A 7,180-nucleotide genomic window follows, 5' to 3' on the forward strand; every position below is an offset into this window, starting at 1 on the left:
CGTATTATTATTATTAAAACCAATCCGCCAAATCCTCGAGGCTGTCCGCATTATCCTCGCTAACCTTACGCTGTTCCTGCTTCATTTCCCCCGCCTGTAGTCGTTGCAATATGTTCCGCCTGTACGAATAACTGAATCCGAATGACGTTCCCGGGTAATTTGTGTTAGGGGTATATGTCGCAAAGGCTTCGTCGATGAACTCCTTTACAAGCGCATTGCTGACGGTACGCTCCTTCGTTTTAGTACCGATTAAGTCTCCGATCATTCCTTGTTCGATGCGCCATGATCGCATAGGAGCGTAGTCGATTCCGAATATACGCTTGTGTTCGTCCTTTAGGTATTCCGTAAAGGTTAGCGTATTCCAGTCGTCGATATTCCGATTACGCCAATCCTTTGCGTGCGGTAGTTTCGCCATTTATTTCCCTCCTTTGATTACGTCCATAATCTCTTTGATCGCGTAGTATTCTGGGTTGGCTACCTTCAAGGCGGATTCTACTGATATAATTGAGAATATTACTAATAAAACTACTGCAACAGCTACCATAACTAAGGAGAAAACTTCATCCCCGTAGGTCAAATACTTGGCGTAACCGTTTTTCGGAGCCCTTGACCAGAATGACTTATCCCATTTTGCCTTAACATTAGCTACAATCGTAAAGGTGATTAACGCTAAACAGACTATTACTACGATCAAGCCCACGCCCATCCAGACCCATCCGGAAATTACTTGCTGACGTACTAACATTCCGTAAACGTGTTCGGCAGCGACCCCGAGATTACTCGCTATTGCATCTATATACTGCGACGCTTGTCCGTAAATTTCCTCTTTCATTTAATTGCCCTCCTCAGTTTTACTCTTCGTCAATTCCGCCAACTCCGCTTTAACGTCGTCAATCTTCGCTTGATACTCGCCATCCATATCGCCAAACATCGTTTTAAGCGTCATATAATCGCGCATCTCATCAAGTAATACGTCAGCCTTCTCCGACATTTCTTCGCGTTCCTGCTTGCGTCTAGTGGCTTCCTGTGACGACTCCTCGCGCGGTGTTAACCGCCTTTCCTTCGACATTTCACTCGCCTCCTGTTGCGGATTAATGTCCGCTAATATATTACGTAATATTTCCGATGGCATTTCCTTGCCTGCGCCTAGTCCTACGTCATGTCCGTTCCGCAAATACTGCGCCAGATAGTCGTCAGCCTTGTCCGCCTTACATACGACGAATATGTCCTCCTGACCGCCTAGCGTATATTCCTTCGTCAAGGCGTCCGTCATGTCGTAGTAGATGTCCTCGAAGGCATTCTCGGCGTCGTACGATAGTTCGTGCGTATATGCGTCGATTATGAATACGCGGTTTCCGTAGCCAAGGCAGCGAACGAGGTCGCCTACTTTCGCTATTGGGCGCATTTCTCCGAAGTTGTGATCGCTGTTTCCGTTAGTCAATCCGCATCGCCTCCGTCCTTATCACGAGCCTGATCCGCCAGTCTCCTTGCGTTATTGCGGATAGCATGCCCGAATATGGAATCTACCGACCTTTCGTTTTCCTGTTTTAATCGATCAATCTCCGCCAACAACTTCGGGATGTCTTGCCTAGCGTTAGAAATAAAGTCTGCGTCAACCTCTTTATATGGGGTCGCTATATCGGTCACATCCGTATACAGAAGGGCTACAACCGTCGTATCTAGGTCATCACATACCCACGGACCCTCCGTAGCCTTATCGGCACGTTCGCGTATTTCCTCTAATTCTTCGTTAGTTAGACCATTTCCTCTAGTCATTCCGTAACGCCTCCTCCGCTGGTTTAAGTAACGCCTTTACTAATTCCGTACTTACGTTATGCTCTCCGCGTATTTCCATTTCCTTCATAATTGCGATGACTGTCGATAACTTACGTGATGCGTCCTCGATTACTTCTCCACATTCCTTCGTCATATGTTCGTCCTCCTTTTCGTATTAATGTCCGCTTAGTTTACAATTACCGTCAGCAGGATTGCGTAGACTGCGACGAAGAGTACAACGTGGAATATTCCATATTGGGTGTCCGTCATGCCCTTGGTTTTCATAGTGGCGCCTCCTTCGGAAATAAATCGTTTACCCCCTCGACCGTAATTCCGAGAATTTTTAACGTTTTTAAAACGCCTTGATTTCGTCCTATAAATCGTTGCCTCTCGGTAGGTACGTATGATCCCGGGTCTTCTACCCATGCGGAATTACTTTCGTAATATTCCCGTAGTTGATCGTGCGGCGTCCGTTCGACTTCGTAACCGTTTACGAGTGCTTGCATTAGTTTATCCGGAGTTCCTTTGCTGGAACTATAAAACGCCCACGCCTTTAAGGTTAAGGCCGGTCCCGTTTCCGCTGCGCATTGCACCCTGTTAATAATGCGGTAGTTACCAACACACTCACGCCTCAGTTGTAAGATTGCCTCCGCCACTTCCTTAGTTACCGTTACTTTTTCGTTTGACATATTGATCGCCTACTTTCATATGTTTTATTTCATTCGCCTGTACCTTCTTTATATTACTGGCGATATCACTAAGGTAATTGCGATAATCTTTTAGAAGGTATTTTCCCCGAATTTAAGGTGCATTTCCTTAAATCGGTATTACTTATCTAGTTCTTAATGGCTCTAGTTAAAAGATGGTTCTAGTTAGTGTGACGTATAACCATGTGAGTTGCGTCCAAGTGCGCTATGCGTCACGTAGTCGTTATATCCTCTGGCTCATTCTCGAATATCCTAAGCTGACTTATCGGAAGAATCGTATATCTCGTATTATCCCACGTACCTTTTTCTGTCCTCCCCTTCTCGGAGACTATCAGCGGTCTTCCGTTCCATCGGTAATCCGCTAACTTCTTAACTCGTCTAGTCGCCGTCTCCCTGCGGACCCCTAATCCCTTTGCTATTTGCGCATGTGTCGGGAAACATTCACTGTCCTTGTCCATGTGCGAGGCAATAACGCAAAGTGTCTGCCAGTTGTCCGCGCCTAAGTCTGCGATCAATCCCGCCTTAACAGCGTCCACATACATCTTGACGAATATCTTCGTTTCCGATTTACCGGAAGTCATCGAGTGTTCCGTTTGACTTTCTACGCTGAGTAACTTGTCTTCCGCCATTTCCGCAATCACCTCCTCGTCATTTCGTTGCCTTATACTTCTATATACGCAACCCCAATCCGGAGTTAGGCATTTTCTACATAATTATTTTAAAAACTTACGGACTTACCTCGTACCAATCCGGTCTCTTCCTATATAAAGCCGAATAAAATAAACCTCCGAATCCATTTCGTCAATCAAACGTCAATACTTCGTCCTATAAACGCTTGACATAATTTTCCGACGGTGCTATAATTTAATCAGGCGCCACATACGGCGGAATAAAACGAAGAGGGGGGTCGTTAGAATGTTAAGGATATTTACGCTATTATCAGTATTAATGTTCGCAATACTCGGAGGATTGGTCGCTTGTAGCGACGCACCGGAAATCGAAGGAGATAAGGCGGAAGCCAAGACCGGCGATAACGCCGCGAAGAAGTCGGATAAGAAAGCAGAGAAACAAGCTGCTAAAGAAAAGGAAGCTGATCCGTGGACTTACTACGAAGATGCCACGTGGGAAGGCGATTTCAACGGACTTAAAACGAAAATAGAGAAGGTCGTCGTTACGGAAAAGGCGCCAACTGTCGAGGATGAAAAAGCCGAGGAATCGGCAATAGGCGTTAAGTTTACGATAGAGAATACGTCGGATCACAAATTTACGACATACCCGGATCAGGCGACGCTAGTTACGAGTACCGGCGAACAAGTCGAAGCTGATATGCTTATCTCCGATGACTTAGGCGGAGACATTCACGAAGGAGTCATTAAGGAAGGCGATGTATTGTTTTACTTAGAACGCGGTGAGGCGGAGTCAGTCGAATGGATTAAGCTGGAATGGTCGGAAACAGACGTCGAACTGGAAGAAGCCGAGGATTACGATAACGCATGGAATACGGTGGAAGTCGAACTCGATTTAAAATAGACAGAAAAGGGAGCGATAATAATGGACGTAACAATAGAGACGGTTAATGGCGAGGTACTTAACGGGAACAAAGCGGTAGCATTGACGAAAGAAAAGTGGTACGAACGGATAGTCGTTAAAACACTCGGCTTTATATTCGGAGTCCCACTCGTATTACTAGGCGCTCTATTGTGCGTCACTATTATCGGAATCCCGATAGGCGTCGGAATGGTTTTCACTGGCGGATTTATGTCGCTAGGAGTATTTGCACAGAAGACGGATATACGATGTCCGGAATGCGATAAGAAGATTAAGATGATCGGATATCACGACTCAAAGGAATGTCCGCGATGTAAGGTAAACATTCCGCTAGTATGGACGGATAAGCACGGTAAGAAAATACGGTAAACAACGAAAGACCCCACGCAATTAAGCGCAGGGTCTTTTTATTTCCTCGTATTAAAATAGATTTTCCACCGGACTAAACTTCCGATGAGCCTCGGTAACTTCCGAACTAAATAAGTTCACGTATACACGTACCATTTCCAACGTCTGATGTCCGAGTATCTTTTGCAGCGCAAATATATCAGCGCCATTCTTAACGGACATCTTGGCGAACGTGTGGCGGAATGTGTGAGGCGAGCATCTAACGTTATCTATGCCGGCCATTCGACCGTACTTACTAACGCGATCCTGGACGGCCTTACGAGACATCTGCGCATCATCATGCGTGATAAACAGGTAATCTACATCCGCCTTACCACGCGCCTTTAAATAGCGTTTAATGATGCGCCCTGTCTTCGCTTGAAACGGGACGAGGCGAACGTCTCCGTTCTTTCCGTGAACGAGTATCTGCGAATCAGCGAACCGCACATCCTTTACGAGAATATCCGTAATCTCTCGCAGCCTTATGCCAGTCTCGAGGAATACCGTCAGCATCGTATAGTCACGGAATCCTACGAAGGTTTCGAGGTCAGGTTGACGGAAGATATCCCGTAACTGTTCGCGAGTAAACGTTTCTATATCCTTCGTCTTAGCTGCGCCAATCTTAATTCCCCGCATAGGCGACACGGTTATAATCGACTTACTAACCGCCCAATTAAGGAACGCCCTCACTGCCCGCAGGCTTGTCGCGACTGATACGTATTTAACCTGCTTAACGTCTAGTGAGTAACGGATAAATCCCTCGCTAATAACGTCCTCTGTGATTCGCTGTAGACGCGTCGACATTCCTTGATCAGCGAGCGCCTTTTCGAATATCCGCAAGGACTTCCGGTAATATGCGATCGTATCCTTACTTCGATTATTCGAACGGACATAACGTAAAAAAGCCTCCGAGCAGGTTTCGAAATCATCATCGATAAACCCGGGAGACCCTATATTTATTCCGTCTGACTCGTTTGATTCTGCGATAAAAGTACGTCTTCTACTTCGTGTATTCTGCAATATTATCCGCCTTCTACGCGCCATAATTTGATCCCGCGAAGTTCGGATCGTCTAACGAAGTTAAACCGCCGAAAAGCCCGCCAATGTAACGTTTGACTGTGCGAAACTCGACCGTCGATTTTGAGTCCCGCGCGTCTGCCAATTCCGCCACACTGGCATTTGTCTAAAGGCGGTAACCGGATTTGAACCGGTGGTAAAGGTTTTGCAGACCTCTGCCTTACCACTTGGCTATACCGCCATATGAAAATAATGGAGCGGAAGACGGGATTCGAACCCGCGACCCCCACCTTGGCAAGGTGGTGTTCTACCACTGAACTACTTCCGCAAGTGGCTGGGCTGCTAGGATTCGAACCTAGGATACACGGGATCAAAACCCGATGCCTTACCGCTTGGCTACAGCCCAATTAAAAATTCAAGGGCGACCGGTGGGGATCGAACCCACGTGTGCCGGAGCCACAATCCGGTGCGTTAACCACTTCGCCACGACCGCCATAGTAATAAGTAAGACAGGGGTAGTAGGATTCGAACCCACAGCGACGGTTTTGGAGACCGTAGTTTTGCCCTTAAACTATACCCCTATAAAAAGATTAAATGGAGGGGGGCAGATTCGAACTGCCGAACCCTGAGGGAGCGGATTTACAGTCCGCCGCGTTTAGCCACTTCGCTACCCCTCCATATATATTATCATGTTTACATGAAAAATGGTGGCTCGGGACGGAATCGAACCGCCGACACAAGGATTTTCAGTCCTTTGCTCTACCGACTGAGCTACCGAGCCGCTGAAGATATGTATTGCATTTGCTACTTTTAAAAAAGTGGCGGTCTGGACGGGACTCGAACCCGCGACCTCCTGCGTGACAGGCAGGCATTCTAACCAACTGAACTACCAGACCATTGGTTGCACTCTTCAAGCACTACTTATTTTTCAACAAAGATCGTTGAAATAATTTGGTTGCACTCTTCAAGTACTACTTATCTTTCAACATAGATCGTTGAAAAAAATTGGTTGCGGGGGTAGGATTCGAACCTACGACCTTTGGGTTATGAGCCCAACGAGCTGCCAGACTGCTCCACCCCGCGATATGAGAAAGTATTAACTGGTACATGTTTGAACTAAATGGTGGAGGATGCAGGGCTCGAACCTGCGACCCCCTGCTTGTAAGGCAGGTGCTCTCCCAGCTGAGCTAATCCTCCAAATCACTGGATATACAAGTACATGTGTTGCAACATGTCTTATATCATAATAAAAGTTGGTGACCCGTACGGGATTCGAACCCGTGATACCGCCGTGAAAGGGCGGTGTCTTAACCGCTTGACCAACGGGCCAATCTTATATTGAAATATGTGGCGGAGAGCGAGGGATTTGAACCCTCGAGGCCGCGCAAACGGCCTACACGATTTCCAATCGTGCTCCTTCGGCCACTCGGACAGCTCTCCATGGCTCCACAGGTAGGATTCGAACCTACGACCGATCGGTTAACAGCCGATTGCTCTACCACTGAGCTACTGTGGAATAATCCTACACCAATACTTTTATTACATTAGATTTATATGTAACATAATCTAATTCATTAAGTAAAAGCTTATCTGTCTCAAGCTATGTTAAAATGTTTTCGCCTGGCGACGTCCTACTCTTGCAGGGGCAAGGCCCCAACTACCATCGGCGCTGAAGAGCTTAACTGCTGTGTTCGGTATGGGAACAGGTGTGACCTCATCGCTATCGTTACCAGACCTTCAGGATG

Annotated in this window: 10 protein-coding genes, 13 tRNA genes and 1 rRNA gene; 2 read left to right on the forward strand and 22 right to left on the reverse strand. The window is 46.8% G+C overall.

All coding sequences use genetic code 11. The annotated features are described in order from the left end of the window. Positions 1 to 13: 13 nt before the first annotated feature. From JOC34_RS13950 to JOC34_RS13980, 7 genes are all read right to left on the reverse strand, one after another. Positions 14 to 415 carry a hypothetical protein gene (locus tag JOC34_RS13950; protein WP_205137384.1) on the reverse strand — a complete coding sequence of 134 codons (402 nt, stop codon included), beginning with the start codon at positions 413 to 415 and terminating at the stop codon, positions 14 to 16. Next, positions 416 to 832: a hypothetical protein gene (locus JOC34_RS13955; RefSeq protein ID WP_205137385.1), complete on the reverse strand. Its 417-nt coding sequence runs from the start codon at positions 830 to 832 to the stop codon at positions 416 to 418. It abuts the gene before it with no gap. Beyond that, the gene (locus JOC34_RS13960) at positions 833 to 1,273 is read right to left on the reverse strand and encodes a hypothetical protein (RefSeq protein WP_205137386.1); all 441 of its coding nucleotides are present in this window, start codon (positions 1,271 to 1,273) and stop codon (positions 833 to 835) included. It lies immediately after the preceding gene. Positions 1,274 to 1,437: 164 nt separating this feature from the next. Next, positions 1,438 to 1,776 carry a hypothetical protein gene (locus tag JOC34_RS13965; RefSeq protein WP_205137387.1) on the reverse strand — a complete coding sequence of 113 codons (339 nt, stop codon included), beginning with the start codon at positions 1,774 to 1,776 and terminating at the stop codon, positions 1,438 to 1,440. Further along, on the reverse strand, positions 1,769 to 1,930 hold the full coding sequence (locus tag JOC34_RS13970; protein ID WP_205137388.1) for a hypothetical protein: 162 nt from the start codon (positions 1,928 to 1,930) through the stop codon (positions 1,769 to 1,771). The genes JOC34_RS13965 and JOC34_RS13970 overlap by 8 nt, the downstream gene beginning before the upstream one ends. A 127-nt stretch (positions 1,931 to 2,057) precedes the next feature. Beyond that, positions 2,058 to 2,465 (reverse strand): hypothetical protein, encoded by a 408-nt coding sequence (locus JOC34_RS13975; RefSeq protein WP_205137389.1) that lies wholly within the window; start codon positions 2,463 to 2,465, stop codon positions 2,058 to 2,060. 230 nt (positions 2,466 to 2,695) lie between these two features. Beyond that, on the reverse strand, positions 2,696 to 3,112 hold the full coding sequence (locus JOC34_RS13980) for a helix-turn-helix domain-containing protein (protein WP_205137390.1): 417 nt from the start codon (positions 3,110 to 3,112) through the stop codon (positions 2,696 to 2,698). 286 nt (positions 3,113 to 3,398) lie between these two features. Here JOC34_RS13980 and JOC34_RS13985 point away from each other — a divergent pair, with 286 nt between their 5' ends. Both JOC34_RS13985 and JOC34_RS13990 read left to right on the forward strand, forming a co-directional pair. Further along, positions 3,399 to 4,013, forward strand: coding sequence for a DUF4352 domain-containing protein (locus JOC34_RS13985; protein ID WP_205137391.1), 615 nt, complete (start codon positions 3,399 to 3,401; stop codon positions 4,011 to 4,013). Positions 4,014 to 4,034: 21 nt separating this feature from the next. Beyond that, positions 4,035 to 4,400, forward strand: coding sequence for a DUF2614 family zinc ribbon-containing protein (locus JOC34_RS13990; RefSeq protein WP_205137392.1), 366 nt, complete (start codon positions 4,035 to 4,037; stop codon positions 4,398 to 4,400). A 51-nt stretch (positions 4,401 to 4,451) separates the two neighbouring features. On the opposite strand, the gene JOC34_RS13995 is transcribed toward JOC34_RS13990, so the two are convergent. The 15 genes from JOC34_RS13995 to rrf all read right to left on the reverse strand — a co-directional run bounded on the left by JOC34_RS13995 (position 4,452) and on the right by rrf (position 7,169). Continuing rightward, positions 4,452 to 5,438: a tyrosine-type recombinase/integrase gene (locus JOC34_RS13995; RefSeq protein ID WP_205137393.1), complete on the reverse strand. Its 987-nt coding sequence runs from the start codon at positions 5,436 to 5,438 to the stop codon at positions 4,452 to 4,454. A 167-nt stretch (positions 5,439 to 5,605) separates the two neighbouring features. Continuing rightward, positions 5,606 to 5,676 (reverse strand) — tRNA-Cys (locus JOC34_RS14000). 12 nt (positions 5,677 to 5,688) lie between these two features. Continuing rightward, positions 5,689 to 5,763: transfer RNA gene (locus JOC34_RS14005), tRNA-Gly, on the reverse strand. Positions 5,764 to 5,766: 3 nt separating this feature from the next. Then, positions 5,767 to 5,841 (reverse strand) — tRNA-Gln (locus JOC34_RS14010). 14 nt (positions 5,842 to 5,855) lie between these two features. After that, positions 5,856 to 5,928: transfer RNA gene (locus JOC34_RS14015), tRNA-His, on the reverse strand. Positions 5,929 to 5,945: 17 nt separating this feature from the next. After that, positions 5,946 to 6,016: transfer RNA gene (locus JOC34_RS14020), tRNA-Trp, on the reverse strand. Between the two features lie 14 nt (positions 6,017 to 6,030). Beyond that, a tRNA-Tyr gene (locus JOC34_RS14025) sits at positions 6,031 to 6,112 on the reverse strand. 28 nt (positions 6,113 to 6,140) lie between these two features. After that, positions 6,141 to 6,216, reverse strand: a tRNA-Phe gene (locus tag JOC34_RS14030). 38 nt (positions 6,217 to 6,254) lie between these two features. Continuing rightward, positions 6,255 to 6,331 (reverse strand) — tRNA-Asp (locus JOC34_RS14035). Positions 6,332 to 6,441: 110 nt separating this feature from the next. Then, positions 6,442 to 6,518: transfer RNA gene (locus JOC34_RS14040), tRNA-Met, on the reverse strand. A gap of 38 nt (positions 6,519 to 6,556) precedes the next feature. After that, positions 6,557 to 6,632 (reverse strand) — tRNA-Val (locus tag JOC34_RS14045). Positions 6,633 to 6,689: 57 nt separating this feature from the next. Then, a tRNA-Glu gene (locus tag JOC34_RS14050) sits at positions 6,690 to 6,764 on the reverse strand. A gap of 19 nt (positions 6,765 to 6,783) precedes the next feature. Continuing rightward, a tRNA-Ser gene (locus JOC34_RS14055) sits at positions 6,784 to 6,875 on the reverse strand. A gap of 1 nt (position 6,876) precedes the next feature. Continuing rightward, a tRNA-Asn gene (locus JOC34_RS14060) sits at positions 6,877 to 6,951 on the reverse strand. Positions 6,952 to 7,053: 102 nt separating this feature from the next. Further along, positions 7,054 to 7,169: ribosomal RNA gene (gene rrf / locus JOC34_RS14065) — 5S ribosomal RNA — on the reverse strand. Positions 7,170 to 7,180: the final 11 nt, after the last annotated feature.

The sequence above is a fragment of the Virgibacillus halotolerans genome, from assembly GCF_016908515.1.
Lineage (GTDB): Bacteria > Bacillota > Bacilli > Bacillales > Amphibacillaceae > Virgibacillus_M > Virgibacillus_M halotolerans.